At 67.1% G+C, this 15883-nt stretch carries 14 protein-coding genes; 10 read left to right on the top strand and 4 right to left on the bottom strand.

Going from position 1 to position 15883, the window contains the following annotated elements; translation table 11 throughout:
• The first annotated feature begins 213 nt into the window (after positions 1-213).
• The 4 genes from ACGFNJ_RS36705 (at position 214) to ACGFNJ_RS36690 (ending at position 5674) form a co-directional block, all read left to right on the top strand.
• Positions 214-2373: a hypothetical protein gene (locus ACGFNJ_RS36705; protein WP_393459985.1), complete on the top strand. Its 2160-nt coding sequence runs from the start codon at positions 214-216 to the stop codon at positions 2371-2373.
• Positions 2374-2388: 15 nt separating this feature from the next.
• Positions 2389-4623 carry a hypothetical protein gene (locus ACGFNJ_RS36700; protein ID WP_393459982.1) on the top strand — a complete coding sequence of 745 codons (2235 nt, stop codon included), beginning with the start codon at positions 2389-2391 and terminating at the stop codon, positions 4621-4623.
• Positions 4624-4779: 156 nt separating this feature from the next.
• The gene (locus ACGFNJ_RS36695) at positions 4780-5433 is read left to right on the top strand and encodes a GtrA family protein (protein ID WP_393459332.1); all 654 of its coding nucleotides are present in this window, start codon (positions 4780-4782) and stop codon (positions 5431-5433) included.
• Between the two features lie 10 nt (positions 5434-5443).
• Positions 5444-5674, top strand: coding sequence for a Trm112 family protein (locus ACGFNJ_RS36690; RefSeq protein WP_393459329.1), 231 nt, complete (start codon positions 5444-5446; stop codon positions 5672-5674).
• A gap of 210 nt (positions 5675-5884) precedes the next feature.
• Here the strand turns inward: ACGFNJ_RS36690 and ACGFNJ_RS36685 are convergent, their stop codons facing one another.
• The 4 genes from ACGFNJ_RS36685 to ACGFNJ_RS36670 form a co-directional block, all read right to left on the bottom strand.
• A complete protein-coding gene (locus ACGFNJ_RS36685) occupies positions 5885-6547 on the bottom strand; it encodes a TetR family transcriptional regulator (protein ID WP_393459326.1) in 663 nt (220 codons plus the stop codon).
• A complete protein-coding gene (locus ACGFNJ_RS36680) occupies positions 6544-7338 on the bottom strand; it encodes an ABC transporter permease (protein ID WP_393459323.1) in 795 nt (264 codons plus the stop codon). The genes ACGFNJ_RS36685 and ACGFNJ_RS36680 overlap by 4 nt, the downstream gene beginning before the upstream one ends.
• Positions 7339-7394: 56 nt before the next feature.
• Positions 7395-8126, bottom strand: coding sequence for an ABC transporter ATP-binding protein (locus ACGFNJ_RS36675; RefSeq protein ID WP_393459320.1), 732 nt, complete (start codon positions 8124-8126; stop codon positions 7395-7397).
• Between the two features lie 123 nt (positions 8127-8249).
• Positions 8250-9773 (bottom strand): multicopper oxidase family protein, encoded by a 1524-nt coding sequence (locus tag ACGFNJ_RS36670; RefSeq protein WP_393459317.1) that lies wholly within the window; start codon positions 9771-9773, stop codon positions 8250-8252.
• Between the two features lie 224 nt (positions 9774-9997).
• Here ACGFNJ_RS36670 and ACGFNJ_RS36665 point away from each other — a divergent pair, with 224 nt between their 5' ends.
• The 6 genes from ACGFNJ_RS36665 to tyrS all read left to right on the top strand — a co-directional run bounded on the left by ACGFNJ_RS36665 (position 9998) and on the right by tyrS (position 15468).
• Positions 9998-11167 carry an NAD(P)/FAD-dependent oxidoreductase gene (locus ACGFNJ_RS36665; protein ID WP_393459314.1) on the top strand — a complete coding sequence of 390 codons (1170 nt, stop codon included), beginning with the start codon at positions 9998-10000 and terminating at the stop codon, positions 11165-11167.
• A gap of 96 nt (positions 11168-11263) precedes the next feature.
• Complete coding sequence (locus ACGFNJ_RS36660; RefSeq protein ID WP_393459311.1) at positions 11264-12154, top strand: RNA polymerase sigma-70 factor; 891 nt, start codon at positions 11264-11266, stop codon at positions 12152-12154.
• A gap of 35 nt (positions 12155-12189) precedes the next feature.
• Positions 12190-12855 carry a low temperature requirement protein A gene (locus tag ACGFNJ_RS36655; protein ID WP_393459308.1) on the top strand — a complete coding sequence of 222 codons (666 nt, stop codon included), beginning with the start codon at positions 12190-12192 and terminating at the stop codon, positions 12853-12855.
• A gap of 8 nt (positions 12856-12863) precedes the next feature.
• A complete protein-coding gene (locus ACGFNJ_RS36650) occupies positions 12864-13337 on the top strand; it encodes a low temperature requirement protein A (protein ID WP_393459305.1) in 474 nt (157 codons plus the stop codon).
• Positions 13338-13388: 51 nt separating this feature from the next.
• Positions 13389-14015: a DNA-3-methyladenine glycosylase gene (locus tag ACGFNJ_RS36645; RefSeq protein ID WP_393459302.1), complete on the top strand. Its 627-nt coding sequence runs from the start codon at positions 13389-13391 to the stop codon at positions 14013-14015.
• Between the two features lie 175 nt (positions 14016-14190).
• Positions 14191-15468, top strand: a complete 1278-nt coding sequence (tyrS, locus tag ACGFNJ_RS36640) for a tyrosine--tRNA ligase (RefSeq protein ID WP_393459299.1) — start codon at positions 14191-14193, stop codon at positions 15466-15468.
• The last annotated feature ends 415 nt before the right edge of the window (positions 15469-15883 follow it).

The following is a 15883-nucleotide window of genomic DNA, read 5'->3' as shown; positions in this document are numbered from 1 at the left end:
TAGGGTTCTGAACTCGTGACGGAAAGTGCAGTGTCGAGGGTGACGCACCCAGGGTCCGCCGAGGTCACGACCACCGCAGGGGAGGTCGCCGCCGGGGCGGCGATGACCGTCGGTGCGAACGGAACCACTGCCGCGCACACTGCTACCGATCCGAGTGCCGTCGCCGCGGCCGAGACCACCGCAGGCTCGGACGACGGCCCCTCCCGTCGCGAGATCTACCGCTGGGGCGCGATCACCGCGCTCGGCGTGCTCATCGGCTACCTCGCGGTCCTGCTCGCCAACGCCAGGCACTTCTACACCGACGACACCGAATCCCAGTACACCGGACTGTGGATCGGCCTCGGCCGCGCCCTGCGCGACGGCACCTTCCCGGTGCTCGTCCCCGAGCGGTGGATGTCGGGCAACAACATGATGGACGACGCGGGCCTGTTCAACCCGCCGCAGCTGCTGATCGATCTGATCGCGCCGTCCGTCGACAACATGGCGTTGTACGCCACCGTCGTCAAACTGGTCTTCGCGATCATCGCCGCGCTCGGCGTCTACCGCATCTGCCTCGCCTACGGCGGGCGGCCCGCCTGGTCCGCGGTGGCGGGTGTCGCGTTCCCGCTGTCGGGTTTCTTCCTGTTCTTCGACGAGGCCAGCTGGTTTACCGCGCTGACCGGCACCGCCTGGATGGTGCACGCGTGGGCGTCGTCGGTGCGGTACACCCGTGGGCAGGGCGGGCCGATCCCGGTCTTCGTCTATCTGTATCTGACCATCTCGACGCAGTACATCTTCCCTGCGGTCGAGGCGGCGCTCATGCTGCTCGCGGTGGCGGTGAGTGAGCTTGTCCGGCAACGTAAGTGGCTGCCGGTGCTGCGGCTGGCCATCGTCGGCGGGTGTGCCGGGCTCGCGGGTCTGCTGACCTTCCTGCCGAGCATGCTCTCGGCCAAGGTCACCTGGCGCGGCACCATGGAGATCATCAACGACCAGTTCCTCACGGTGCCGTGGTCGGAATCACTGAATGCCAGCCTGCCCAGCTCGATGCCCGCGTTCACCTCCTGGTGGGGGTACGTGCAGCCGATGCCGGTCACGTATATCGCCTGGTTCCTCGTTCCCGCGTTGGCGTTCATCGACTGGGGGCGGGCCAAGGAGTTCTGGCGCGAGCTGTCCGGGGTGGTGATCTTCGCGGTCATCATGCTGATGTGGTCGGCAGGGCCCGGCACCATCGGACCACTGCGGTGGCCGGTCCGGGTGTTGCCGATGCTTGCCATCGCGCTGCTTGTCCTGGTGTGCGTGCTGCTCGGGCGGTACGCGACGACCAAGGATCTGAAGAGTCGCAGCATCGCCGCGGGCGTGCTGATCCTGCTGCTGCTGGTGCGGACGTTCTCCGCCGATCCGCATCAGGTGCTCTGGCATCTGCTCGCGGTCGCCGTGGTGGCCGCGCTCGGTGCCGCGGTGGTGTGGCTGGAGCGCACCAAGGGCGTCGCGCTGGCGTGCGTGCTCGTCATTGTGGCGATGTTCCCGATCGCGTTCTTCCAGGTGCGGGCCGCACAGCCGACGCCGATGACCTGGAACCTGCCGACCAACCGCTCCGACGCGCAAGCCGCGTTCCCCGACTTCCCCGGCACCACACTGCAACTCGCCGAGCGTGGCCTGCTGCAGCCGGGGGACAAGAGTCTCGACGGCGCCTACGGCTCCCTGGTTTTCGGCAACTACGCCAAGTCGCTGGAGTTGAGCTACGTCAACGGCTACACGCCGACCGGCCACTTCTACTTCGGTGAGCTGCTGTGCATGCGCTGGGACAGCAGCGTCTGCCCCGATGCGCTGCGGCGGATGTTCGCGCCGGAGCAGACCACCAAGCGCACGCTGGTCGATCTGATGAAGCTGGATCGGGTTGTGCTGCAACGCGCCCTGTTCCCGGACGCGCGGCAGCAGCCTGCGCCGGACGGCTGGAAGTGGGTGGACTACCCGGGTCATGAGCGCTACATCTCGGTGCTCGAACGGGTTGACGGGCCGATCTCGACGGTCAACGGCCGGGTCGCGGACGCGAAGAACGTGACGGCGGAGTCGATCTCGGAGACCGACACCACCAGCCGGGTGCGGGTGAGCTCGCAGGCGGGCGGCAAAGTGGTGTTCGCCCGCCTCGGCTGGCCCGGCTATCGGGTGACCTTGGACGGCAAGCAGATTCCGATCAACACGGTGGCGAAATCGTTTGTCGCGGTAGATGTTCCGGCCGGAACACAGAATGCCGAGCTGGTGCTGACCTGGCGTCCGCCCGGCTGGAAGATCGGTATCGGCGCGCTGGCGCTCGGCGTGCTCGGCGTCGGTGTGCTGCAGTGGCTGTACATACGGTCGCGGCGGCATAGCCGAGCGCAGGCGTCGGCACTGTAGGGTCTGGAACTCGTGGTGGAAAGCAACGCCGTCGCCCGGCGGGACGTGTACACATGGGGCCTCGTCACCGCGCTCGGCGTGATCGCCGGGTACGGTGCCGTCCTGCTGGCCAACGTGCGGCACTTCTACACCGACGACACCGAATCGCAGTACGCGCCGCTGTGGGTGATGCTCGGAAATCGACTGCGCGACGGGCAGTTTCCGTCGATGGTCCCCGAGCACTGGATGGCGGGCAACTACACCATCGAGGAAGCGGGCCTGCTGAACCCGCCGCAGCTGCTGATCGATCTGATCGCGCCCTCGGTGGACAACGTCGCGCTCTACGCCACCGTGGTGAAGCTGATCTTCGCGGTCGTCCTCGGGCTCGGCGTGTACCGGATCTGCCTGGAATACGGGGCCAAGGCGCCGTGGGCCGCGGTCGCGGGCATCGCGATTCCGTTCACCGGCTGGCTGCTGTTCTTCGACGAGGCCAGTTGGTACACCGCGTTCGTCGGCACCGCGTGGCTGGCGCATGCGTGGGCCTCCGGGGTGCGGTACGCGCGGGGACGCAGTGGGCCGATTCCGACGGTCGTGTTCCTGTACCTGGCCATCTCGGTGCAATACATCTTTCCCGCGGTCGAAGCCGGGTTGATGATCGGTGCGGTGGCGGTCGGTGAGGTTGTCTACCAACGCAAATGGGCGCCGTCGCTGCGGCTGCTCGCCGCTGCCGCGTGCGCGGCGGCCGCGGGGCTGGCCACCTACCTGCCGAGCATGCTGTCGGCGAAGGTGACCTGGCGTGGCACCGCGCAGATCAACAACGATCAGTTCCTCACCGTGCCGTGGTCGGAGTCGCTCAACGCCAGCCTGCCGAGCACGTTGCCCGCGTACAACTCCTGGTGGGGGTACGTGCAGCCGATGCCGGTGGTGTACATCGCCTGGTTCCTGATCCCGGCGCTGGCGTTCATCGACTGGCGCAAGGCGCGCGAAAGCTGGCGGGAATTCAGTGCGATCGCGTTGTTCGCGATCATGGCGTTGATGTGGACCGCGGGGCCCGGCGCCATCGGGCCGCTGCGCTGGCCTGCGCGCGTGCTGCCGATGGTGGCGCTCGGGTTGCTGGTGTTGGTGTGTGTGCTGCTCGGCCGGTTCGCCACCTTCGACGGGTGGCGGCGGCGCGGCATCGCGGCGGGTGTGCTGATCGGGTTGTTGTTCGTGCGGTCGTTCTCCGCGGCGCCGCGCGAGCTGGGCTGGCATGTGGTCGCGGCGCTCGCGGTGGCCGCGCTCGGGGCCGCGGTGGTGTGGCTCGGGCGGACCAGGGGAACCGTCGCGGCCTGCGTGCTCACCCTCGCCGCCGTGTTCCCCATCGCCTACATCCAAGTGCATGCCGCGCAGCCGACCCCGATGGGCTGGAACCTGCCGACCAACCGCTCCGAGATGAAGGCGGCCTTCCCCGACTTCCCGGGCACCACACTGCAACTCGCCGATCGCGGACGGATTCCGCACGACCAGCGGAACCTGCGCGGCGCCTACGGATCGCTCGTCTTCGGCAACTACGCCAAGGATCTCGAGCTGACCTACGTCAGCGGCTACACACCCAACGGTCACTTCTGGTTCGGCGAGACGCTGTGCATGCTGTGGGACACCAGCGTGTGCCCGGACGCGTACCGCAGGGCGTTCGCGGTCGAACCGTCCACCGGCCGGACCATCGTCGACCTGATGAAGGTCGACCGGGTCGTGTTGCATCGCGCGCTGTACCCCGACGCCCGCGAGCAGCCCGCGCCCGACGGCTGGAAATGGGTCGACTACCCAGGACACGAGCAGTACATCTCGGTGCTCGAACGCGTCGACGGACTCGCCTCGACCCACAACGGGCGGGTCGCCGACGTAGCGGGCGGCACCGCGATCTCGGTCAGCGAATCCGACCTGACCAGCCGCGTGCGCGTCACCTCGGACACCGGCGGACCCGTCGTCTTCGCCCGCCTCGGCTGGCCCGGCTACCACGCAACCCTCAACGGCCGCGACATCCCCACCCGCTTGATCGCGAAAACCTTCCTCGCAGTAGACATCCCGGCAGGCACCAAGAACGGCGACCTGGAAGTGAGCTGGCGCCCACCCGGCTGGCAACTCGGCGTCGCCGCCGCGCTGCTCGGCCTCTTCGGTGCCGGCGTGCTCCAGTGGGCGTACGTGCGAAGTCGGCGTCGCGATGCCGAAGACCCCACCGAGGCAAGCGAACCCCCGACCCCACAGCCCGATCTGGTGGACTCGACCCGCTGACTCGAAAGATGACTCCTTCAAAACGGGAAACGTGGGATTCATTACCGCTGCCGCCCTCGTTGCGATGGCGTCGAGTGCGGGCTTATCGGTGCGCCCGGCGTTGCGCTGGACGGTGAGGGCGATAGAGTGCCTGGCGCGACTGGAGGTGGGCGCCTGGTGGATTACGACGATGACCGCGGCAAGGTGTCCGCGGGTGGCGATGAGGCGGTAGCGGTGCGTGCCATGCGGGCGTCCGGTGACACGAACGGGCCTGGCCCACAGGATCCGAGCGCGGACAGTGCCGCTCAGCAGACGCCGGACGGCCCAGGTCGACTCGCCGTGACCGGCGATGCGATGAGCGGCGGCGTCGGAGCGCTCGGGGCGGTCGAGCCAGCCAAAGCCGGACCGCTGTTGCGTCTCGTGCGTCGGCAGGAGGTCGCGTTCGCGGGGGTCGGCGCCTTCAACACCGCGATGGGCATCGGCATGACCGTGGTCTGGTTGGCGGTGCTCGGCGACAACGTGCCGCCGTCGGTCGCGGTGGCCGCCGCCTACGCGGTCAGCATCGTCGTCGCGTTCGTGCTGCACCGGACCCTGGTGTTCCGGGTGCGCGGCCATCTGATCCGGGACTTCCTGCGGTTCGTCGCCGTCAATTCCGGTGGGCTGCTGCTGAACATGCTGCTGCTCGAGCTGGCCGTTTCGGTCTGGCACTTCCCCGACAAGCCCGCAGCGGTCGTGGTGATGGGCCTGGTCGCCGTCGCCAGCTACTTCGGCCACCGCCACATCTCGTTCCGGCGGCGACCGGCGGTCGAAGCGGACGACGCCGTCGGGTAGGTTTTCGGTCATGCCGGAGCACACCACCTTGGACGCCACGCTGTTGAGCCTGCTGGCCTGCCCCCAGGACAAGGGCCCGCTGCTGCTGGTCCGCGCCACCGAGGGCACCGTCCTCTACAACCCGCGCCTGCGCCGCGCATACCCGATCGACAACGGCATCCCCGTCCTGCTCATCGACGAGGCCCGCGACGTCACCGACGCCGAACACGCCGACTTCATCGAGCAGCCGGTCGAAAGCTGACCGTCTTCGCCGGTCCCGGCCTCCCACACGGCGAGGCATAAGCCGACCCCTGGGTGGAACCGGTGCGAACGGGACATGGCTGAGCATTTAACGGCGTGTCGCCTCCACCACGTCCCACTCGCGAATACCCCTGGTGCTGACCGGGACATGGCAGCGGATGCTGCTCCTGGGCGTTGCCGGACTGCCTTTCGAACGGGCGGCGGGTGTGGGTCAGGTTCGTCGGGACTTGCGAGTGGGGGTGGGTTTGGTTGGGGGAGTGCCTATTTCGCCGGTCAGGTAGCGCTGGATGGTGGGGGCTACTGCGGTGACGATGGCGTCGATGGGTGTCGAGGCGATCGGTTCTAGTTCGATGAGTTTTCTGCTCATCAGGACACCCATCATTTGCGTGGCGACGAGCGAGACGCGGAAGCGGCCGTCGTCCTCGGGGGTGGCGATGCGCAGGCGAACCCGTTCGAGGACGACCTCGAGAATGAAGGTGCGCGCCAAGGCGACATCGGCACCCGAAATAATGCTGCGGACCATCGCGACGATGCCGGGGCCCGCGGGGGAGTCCCACACGGTGAGGACGGTCCGGAGGATGTGCTCACCGAGCTGATCCAACGGCGCCTCGTTGACCGGTACCAGCGCGATCTCCGGATCCACCGGCAGTTGCACCACCGCGCCGAACAACTTCTGCTTGTTCCCGAAGTAGTGGTGGACCAGCGCCGGATCCACGCCCGCGTCGCCTGCGATCGCACGAATGGACGTCTTGTCGAAACCGCCCTCCGCGAACCGAATCCGCGCCGCAGCCAGAATCGCCTCGCGCGCACCCGACTGCCCCGGCCTGCGTCCGGTGCGTCCGGTGCGGTCCTCGGCGCCATTGGCTCCCGTCACTGAGTGCGCCGCCGTAGCGTCGCGGCGCCGAGGCACAGGGCGACGATCGTGAATCCGGTGACCACCGCCAGGTCGCGCCACATCGTGCCGGTCGCGCCTGGATGCACCGAAACCTCTTGCAGCGCATCGACCGCATAGCTCAGCGGCATCACATTGCTGATCCCTTCCAGCCAGCCAGGCAGTTGTCCACGCGGAACGAGCAAGCCACACAGGAAGATCTGCGGCGCCACCACCACCGGCATGAACTGAACCGCCTGAAACTCGGTGCGCGCGAACGCACTCGCCAGCAGACCCAAAGCCACACCACACACGGCATCGACCATAGCGATCAGCACGACCCATCCGGGACTGCCCGCCGCGTCGAGGCCGAGTAGGCCGAACGACACGAGGCACGCCACCGCCGCCTGGACCGCCGCGGCCACCGAGAACGCGGTCCCGTAACCACCGAGCAGATCGAGCTTGGCCAGCGGCGTGGTGAGCAGCCGCTCCAACGTTCCCGACGTGCGTTCGCGCTGCATCGCGATCGCGGTGATCAGGAACATCACGATGAACGGCAGGATGCCGAGCATGGTGATGCCGACCCGGTCGAACAGGGAGACCGGGTTGAACGGGCTCGTCGGTGTATCCCGATAGATGAAGTACAGCAACGTCATCAGCAGCGCGGGCACCACCACGATCATCGCGACGGTGCGGCGGTCGTTGCGTAGTTGGCGCAGAATGCGCGAGGTGGTGGCGAGGTAGGGGCGCAGCGTGGGAGTCCGCTGGATCGCGGGCTCAACAGTGGTGGTCATGCTTCCTGCCTAGTGTTCGATGATGTCGTTACGGGGGTGTGCTCCTCGGCAGGCGATCATGCCGCCTGCCCCTTCGTGATCAGTGCGAGGAAGGCGTGCTCGAGGCTCTGTTCGCCTGTCTCGGTGCGCAATTCGTCCGGGCTGAGCTGGGCGAGCAGGCGGCCGTCGCGCATCAGCAACAGCCGGTCGCAGTGCTCGGCCTCGTCCATCACGTGACTGGACACCACCAAAGTTGTTCCCGCCGCGGCCAACTCACGGAACTTCTGCCACAGGTCGACGCGCAGTACCGGATCCAGACCGACGGTCGGTTCATCGAGTATCAGCAGCTCGGGCTGAGCGACCAGCGCGCACGCCAGTGAGGCCCGCGTCTTCTGCCCACCCGAGAGCTCGTCCCCGCGCTGAGTCGCGTACTCCATCAGACCGACCGCGTTGAGCGCCTCTTCGGTGGCAGCCCGGTCGCGTCCATAGAGCGCCGCGTAATACGCCACGTTCTCGTACACGCTGATGTCGTTGTAAATGCTCGGCGCCTGCGTCACATACCCGATCCGGTGCCGCAACTCCGCCGTGCCCGCGGGCCGTCCGAGCGCCGAGATCTCCCCACCCGCAACGATCTGGGTCCCCACGATGCTGCGCATCAACGTCGTCTTCCCGCACCCCGACGGTCCGAGCAGTCCGGTGATCGATCCGTGCGGAATCGTCAACGACACATCGTGCAGGACCTCGCGGCCTCCGCGTCGCACCGTGAGGTGCGCAACTTCCACGGCGTTCCCTGACCTGGCTTGCGACATGGTCGCCTCAATTCATCGAGTGTTGAATTCACTGTGTGATGAATTTAGCGCCGTCGGCCCGACTAGGCAAGAGTCGATTGACTGCCACGGCGTGTCCGACAACGCGTTGCGCCGCCTCTCGGATCAGTGACCGTGGTGGCTGGGCGGGGTACCTGGTGCACCACCGGGCTCGACGACGACGAATTGGCCCATCATGCCGAGGTCTTCGTGCCAAAGCAGGTGGCAGTGGTACATGTACGGGGTGTTCGGGTCGGCGGGCCCGTCGAAGCGCATCGCCAATTCGACGGTGGAGTTGGGTGGGAGGAAGACCGTGTCCTTAGGGCCGGTGAGTTCGGCGGGCGGGCGGCCGCCGTTCCTGGTGAGGACCCGGAATTGGACGTCATGGATGTGGAAGTTGTGCGGCATGCCGTCGGCATTGCGCACGATCCAGGTTTCGGCGGTGCCGCGAGTGACCGCGAGGTCGATGCGGTCCATGGACATCGGCTTTCCGTTGATGCCTGCGAGGTTGATCTCGAAGCGGCGTTGCTGCACCGAATCGGAGCCGTCCGGTGTCGACGGAACAGCCAGCGTCGCAGGGAGTTCGGGTGCGGGTCGGAGTGTGGCGGCGGCGCGAAGTTCGAGGACATCGAAGGTGTCGTCGCCGCCGGCGAAGCGTTGGGTCCAGAAGCCGAGTCCGGCGTCGAGTGTGTTGCTGCGCAGCACTGTTCGCTCACCGGGACGGACGCGGACAACGATCTCGGCGCGCTCGCCGGGCGACAGCGCCAGCCGGTCGAGGGTAAGAGTTCGCTCGATCAGGCCACCGTCGGTGGCGATGAGGGCGAAGGTGCGGTCGTCGGCGAAGCCGAAGTTGTAGCTGCGCGCAGTCGAGGCGTTGAGCAATCGCAGCCGGACCAGCTCGTCGCCGACGGCGCGGTACGGCGTCAGCGTCCCGTTGACCATGGTCTGATCGCCGAGAAAGCCGACGTCGCGGAACATCGCATGCGCTGAATCCAGCTCGGCACCACGGAACTTCACGTCCTGGACGATCACCGGGAGGTCATCGACGCCGTAATTGCTAGGTAGCGGCAGTGTTTCGGACACCTCGTCGTCCAGCACGAACATCCCGGCGAGGCCGCGCCGGACATGCTGCTCGGTCGCGCCGTGCGGATGCGGGTGGTACCAGAGCGTGGCGGCAGGCTGGTCCACCGTCCATTCGGGGGTCCAGGTGGCGCCGGCCCGCACCATCTGGTGCGGTCCGCCATCCATCGCGGCGGGCACATGCATGCCGTGCCAGTGCACCGTCGATGCTTCCGGTAGCTGATTGCGTACCGTGACCGCCACCCGCTCGCCGCGGCGGGCTCGCAGGGTCGGCCCGAGGTAGTCGCCGTTGAATCCCCACGTCTCGGTGAGCTGCCCGGCGCGGAATTCCTTTTTCCCCGAACGCATGTCGAGCTCGAACTCCCTGGTCCCGTCCGGCCGCAGTCGTGATGGCGCCAGCGGCGGAATGGCGAGTTCGTTGCTGAATTCCGTACTGCCGACCGTAGATACGGCCGCATTCACGTACACCAAGGTGACGCCACCACCGATGGCCAGCGCGAGCACCGCCACCGCCGCCATGAGGATCAAGAGAAACCGCCGCAACCTGCGCGGCCGGGAAACCGAGTTCATCGCCCGACGGTAGAAACCGGGCCCTCCTCGGCACATCAGGGAGCGTCCGTATCTTGCCCCTGGCCCAACCCTTGGATTTCCTGCCGTTGCACCAGGGTCCGCGAGCCTCGGTGGCGGAAGACCTATGGTCAACACGCGTGACCCAGCTCACATCGACCAAGTGTCACGTCCGCGGCGGGTTGTTTGTCCCATGGTCGTCCCCACCACCGAACAAGGAGCACCCGATGAACACCGAACAGCGGATCGTCGTCCTCGGCGCCGGCTACACCGGCATGCTGGCAGCCCTTCGCCTGGCCAGGCGGACCCGCAAGCAGAACGTCCGCATCGCCCTCGTCAATCCGTCGCCGCGATTCACCGAGCGCCTGCGCATGCACCAGATCGCCGCGGGCCAGGAGCTGGCCGACTACCGCATCCCCGACGTCCTGACCGGTACCGGCATCGAATTCGTCCAGGGCTCAGCCACTTCCATCGATCCGGCGGCCAAGCGCGTCGTCGTCGACGACACGATGACGCTGCCGTACGACAAGCTGGTGTATGCCCTCGGCAGCAGCACCGACACGAGCATCGTCGCCGGCGTCGCGGACCACGCGTGGACACTGAACGACCCTCGCATCGCGCACGAGTTCGCCGAGCGGCTGAATGTCGTTGCGGCGCAGGGCGGCACCGTTGTGGTCTGCGGTGGTGGCCTCACCGGCATCGAGGCGGCGACCGAAATCGCCGACAGCCACCCGGAATTGCGCGTCACCCTGATCAGCGCCGGCGCACCGGGCGCGATGATGGGGGACAAGGCCCGCGCCTACCTGAACCGCGCGCTGGACCGCCTCGGCATCACCCGTCAGCTCGGCCAGATCAGCAAAGTGCTGCCCGACGCCGTCGAATTGTCCACGGGCGAACTCATTCCCGCGGACCTGACGTTGTGGACGGCCGGCGTCCGCGTCGCGCCACTCGCCGCGCAGGCAGGCATCGAGACCGACGCCAACGGACTGATCGTCGTCGACGCGACCCTGCGTTCGGTCTCGCACCCGGACATCCACGCGATCGGCGACGCCGCCGCGGTCCGCTTCGCCTGGGGCCAGCTCCACGGCACCTGCCAGAGCGGCATGCCGACTGCCGCCTACACCGCCGACACCATCGCCAGGCAGCTGCGCGGCAAGCAGTCGAAACCGTTCCGCTTCGGCTACTTCCACCAGCCGGTCAGCCTGGGGCGCGGCGACGCCGTCATCCAATTCACCAAGTCCGACGACACTCCAGGACCCTGGTACCTGACCGGACGTCTCGCCGCGTTCTACAAGGAATCGGTGAGCTCGAGCCCGGTCCCGACCTTCCGGATGAGCAGGCGGATCAACGTCCCGGTCAAACTCAGGGCAGGCACTCCCGCCACCGCTCGCGGCTAGGCGACCGTGGCGCCGCGACACCGGGGCCGACACCTGATCGGCCCCGGCACCCGGCCCGCCTGCACCCGCGCGAAGCCCATTCAGGAGCATGAACGAATGGCCGACCCAACACCTGAGCCCGATCCGTTCCTCGAACACCGTCGGCTGCTTTTCGCCACCGCCTACCGGATGCTCGGCACCGTCACCGACGCCGAGGACATCCTCCAAGACACCTGGTTGAAGTGGAACGACACCGATCAGTCGACGGTGCAGCACCCCAAGTCCTACCTGGTCCGCACCGTCACCAACCTGTCGCTGAACCGACTGACCTCGGCCAGGGCGACCCGCGAGAACTACGTCGGACCCTGGCTGCCCGAACCCCTGCTCACCAGCCCGAATATCGCTGAGGAGACCGAATTGGCCGACACCGTCTCCACCGCGATGCTGGTCGTGCTGGAAACCCTCAGCCCGATCGAACGCGCAATCTTCCTGCTGCGTGAGGTGTTCGGCTATTCGCACGCCGAGATCGCCGACACCCTGGACCGTCCCGAACCGACCGTCCGCCAGATCGCGCATCGCGCCCGCGCCCACGTGCAATCGCGGCGGCCGCGTTTCGACACCGACAAAGCCCAACGCGACCACATCACCGCGCAGTTCATGGCCGCCTGCTCCGGCGGTGACCTCAACGCGCTGATGGATCTGCTCGCCCCCGACGTGACCTCGTGGTCCGACGGCGGCGGCGTGGTCACCGCGGCACTGCGCCCGCTGCACGGCCCCGATCATGTGGCGCGCTGGATCCTCGGCGTGCTCGCCAAACCGACCGTCGCGGGCGTCGTGCTCGAATCCGCCCACATCAACGGCGAACTCGGCGCGCTGGCGACGATCGACGGAAACCCGATCGCCGCCTTCACCTATGACCTCGTCGACGGCCGCATCCAGAACATGCGTTTTCAGGTGAACCCGGGCAAGCTGAAGGGCCTCGCGTTGGACCCCGACATCCTGGGATGAATCGGACCCGGCCGCGGACGTTCTAGGCTCCTGCCGTGACCAACCAGAACGCAGAGCTGTCCGCGGACGGGGGACAGGTGCGGGCTTCGACCCTGGAGCTGTTCTTCGATCTCGTCTTCGTCTTCACCATCACCCAGCTGACCCACGTCTTCACCCATCACCCGAGCTGGCAGGCCTTCGGCCAGGTGGCCTTGTTGTTCGGCGTCATCTGGTGGATGTACAGCGGATACGTCTGGCTCACCAACGAGGTGGCGCCGAACAGTTCGGCGCGGCGCACCTGGCTGCTGATCGGCATGTTCTCGTTCTTCGTGCTCGCGCTGGCCATTCCGGACGCCTTCCACGGCACCGGGATCGCCTTCGGTATCGGCTATGTCCTGGTGACCTCGGTGCATGCCGCGCTGTTCGTCTCCGGTGGTGGTGAGTCCGCGCGGCGCGCCATCAAACACATCGGGCCGTACAACGCACTCGCCGCCGCGCTGGTGCTCGGCGGCGGATTCGCGCACGGCTGGCTGCAATACGCCTGTTGGGGGTTGGGTTTCGCGGTCCAGGTGATCAGCCCATACCTGGCCGATACCGGCGATTTCGTGGTGCGGGCCAGCCACTTCTGCGAGCGCCACGGCCTGGTCGTCATCGTGGCGATCGGTGAGTCCATCGTCGCGATCGGGGTCGGACTGGCCGGGGTGAAGATCACCCGCAACTGATTGTCACGGTGTCGCTGGCACTGTGCCTCGCCTACGTGCTGTGGTGGGCGTACTTCGGTTTCGACGACGAGCGCGGCGAGCACGCGCTGGCCGCTACGCCCGCCCGCGAGCGTTCGCGGCCCGCCGTGTTCGCCTACGGTTATGCGTTGTATCCGCTGCTCATCGGCATCATCGTGACCTCGGCGGGCATTCAGATGAGCATCGCGCACGGCAACGAATCCCTGAGCCTGGCCGCCGCGACCGCGCTGTCCGGCGGTGTCTCGCTGTACTTCCTTGCGCAGTTCTTCTTCCGGGTTGCGCTGAAACTTCCCCGGCCGTGGATGCGGTTGCTCGCCGCGGTGGCCGTCGCCGCGACCATCCCGATCGGCGTGGTCTGGGTGGCCTGGGCGCAGTTGGTCGCACTCGTCGCCGTCGGCTACCTCGCGGTCATCGTCGACGATGTGACCACGCTGCGCACGGGACAGCACAGCTCGTACGTGTAGCTCGCGGGACGACAGTGGCTGGTCGACTCGCTGCCTCCGTCGTCTTGGACAATGGCGGCTGTGTGTGCCGATGAGCTAGCCGTCGAACCGCCCGCCGCCGCCCGCCGCGTACTCGGGGCGACGCTGTGGTCAGGAACGGTCGGCGTGCGGATCGTGGAAGTCGAGGCCTACGGCGGCGATCCGGCCGGGCCGTGGCCGGACCCGGCGTCGCACTCCGGGCGCGGCCGGACCAAACGCAATGCAGTGATGTTCGGCCCGGCTGGGGTGCTGTACGTGTACCTCAGCTACGGCATGCACATGTGCATCAACGTGACCAGCGGACCGGACGGGATCGCCAGCGCCGCGCTGATCCGATCCGGTGAGGTGGTCGCCGGATCCGCCGAGGCGCGGGCCCGGCGACCGGCCGCGCGTTCAGCCGCCGACTTGGCAAAGGGGCCCGGCAATCTCGGCAGCGCGCTGGGAATTACGTTGAGCGACTACGGAACTCCACTGTTCGACCCGTCCGCGCCGATCCGGCTCGAACTCAGCGACCCTGTTCCGGCATCCAAGATCGCGAGTGGTCCTCGAGTCGGTGTCAGCCTCGCGGCCGACCTGCCATGGCGATTCTGGCTGCCGTCCTCGCCCGCGGTCTCGACCTACCGCCGCAGCCCCCGCGCCCCACGCGTCGAAGCCTCCTGAAGTTTCTTGGCCGATGGCCCGCAGCTCGACGCCCGCTGTACTGGAGGTCGTCGCCGTTGTGCGGCTGAACCGCCGGGTGGGAACGCCGCCCAAATTCGCTCGACTCGCCTGACATCGGGCCGACAGACTGAGGTGCACTCGAGGCACGACCAACCGTGCGGAAAGATGGGACACCGTGAGCGGCGACATCATCGATGAACTGACCTGGCGCGGACTGATTGCACAGTCCACCGACCTGGATGCCCTGCGCGCGGCGCTGGCCGCCGACCGGTTGACCCTCTATGCGGGATTCGATCCGACCGGACCGAGCCTGCACGCCGGACACCTGGTCCCGCTGTTGGCGCTGAAGCGGTTCCAACGTGCCGGTCATCGGCCGATCGTGCTGGCAGGCGGTGCGACCGGACTCATCGGCGACCCGCGTGACGTCGGCGAGCGGACGATGAACTCGTCCGACACCGTCGCCGACTGGGCGCAGCGGATCCGGTCGCAGCTGGAGCGGTTCGTCGACCTGGACGCATCGCCGACCGGCGCGGTGCTGGTCAACAACATGGATTGGACCGGGCAGCTGTCCGCCGTCGACTTCCTGCGCGATGTCGGCAAGCACTTCTCGGTGAACGTCATGCTGGCCCGCGACACCATCAAGCGCCGCCTCGACGGCGAAGGCATCTCCTACACCGAGTTCAGCTACATGCTGCTGCAGGCCAACGACTACCTGCAGTTGCGCCGCAACCACGGCTGCACTCTGCAGGTCGGTGGCTCCGATCAGTGGGGCAACATCATCGCCGGCGTCGAACTGAACCGGCGCGTCGACGGTGCCGCCGTGCACGCACTCACTGTTCCGCTGGTGACCTCCGCCGACGGCAAGAAGTTCGGCAAGTCGACCGGTGGCGGCAGCCTGTGGCTCGATCCGGAGATGACCAGCCCCTACGCCTGGTACCAGTACTTCGTGAACACCGCCGACGCCGATGTGGTGCGGTACCTGCGCTGGTTCACCTTCCTGTCGCGCGAGGAACTGGCCGAGCTCGAATCGGCAACGGCCGAGCGGCCGCACGCGCGGGAGGCACAGCGTCGGCTCGCGGCGGAGATGACGACGCTGGTGCACGGCGAGGCGAACACCCGTGCGGTCCAGCTGGCCAGTCAGGCGCTGTTCGGTCGCGGCGAGCTCGGTGAATTGGATGAGCCGACGCTCGGTGCCGCATTGCGGGAAGCCGCCGTCGCTGAGCTGAAGGCGGGGGAGCCGGACACGATCGTTGACCTGCTCGTCGCGACCGGACTGTGCGAAAGCCGCGGTGCGGCCCGGCGTGCGGTGAACGAAGGAGGTGCTTCGGTGAACAACGAGCGGATCTCGGATGCCGAATGGACCCCCGCCGAGAGCGACTACCTGCACGGACGCTGGTTGGTGCTGCGGCGCGGGAAGAAGAACCTCGCCGGTGTTCTGCGGGCGGGTGCATGAAGATCGCGGTGGCTTGAGTCACATCCATGTGATTCAAGCCGGTTTCCGGAGTTTCCGCGGGTCTCTGACCTGCGGAAACACCGGCGCAAACAGCCGATTTGACGTAGCGTTATCCGCCGCGTAACTTATTCCAAGTCAGAGCGACACGGACACCGACCCGGAGCCGAGAAGCCCAGCGGAAACGCTGAGTGAGAGGCGAGGGAAACGAGGTAGGACGAGGAGCGCCTGGCGCCAGCAAGATCATGGAACGACTGAGCGAGCTTGACTCTGCTTAGGGGTTCGGTTAGGCTGGAAAAGTTGCCTCACGAACGATCCGGTTAGCGCCGGGGGTGTTGTGTGTGCGTGTGTTCTTTGAGAACTCAATAGTGTGTCGATGAATGTCAGTGCCAATATTTTATTGGTTCCGGCCTTTCAT

Origin of the sequence: Nocardia sp. NPDC049149, from assembly GCF_043197455.1 — a bacterium.
Lineage (GTDB): Bacteria > Actinomycetota > Actinomycetes > Mycobacteriales > Mycobacteriaceae > Nocardia.
Note: the sequence above shows the minus strand (reverse complement) of the source record. Positions and strands in the feature narration are given on the sequence as shown.